Below are 328 nucleotides of genomic sequence, written 5' to 3' on the forward strand. Positions count from 1 at the left end.
TTTTTCCATCCGGATTTTTTTCTAAATTATGATATAAAGATTCTTTTAAACTCTTTTCTTTTTTTAATAGCTTTTGTAAATCTGCAAATTTATTCATTTTGTACAGCGCTTCTGCACGTAAATGTACAAAGTAAGTGTTATAAGCATGATATGGCAGCTGAGTATTTATGTTATCTATTACCGCTAACATCTCTTCATATTGCTCTAAATCTAATAAATACTTTACCTTCTCAAAATGAAAATATGGTACTTGTGGGAACTTTACAATCGCATCATCAATTAACTGTATCGCACGTTTTTGTTCTCCTTTATTCGCATACAATTGTGA

1 pseudogene is annotated in these 328 nt (G+C 29.6%); it reads right to left on the reverse strand.

Going from position 1 to position 328, the window contains the following annotated elements:
• Positions 1-328: pseudogene (locus tag SB717_RS34530) on the reverse strand (bacteriocin-processing peptidase family protein); the annotation flags it as partial.

The organism is Priestia sp. SIMBA_032 (assembly GCF_046535215.1).
Taxonomy (GTDB): Bacteria; Bacillota; Bacilli; order Bacillales; family Bacillaceae_H; genus Priestia; species Priestia aryabhattai.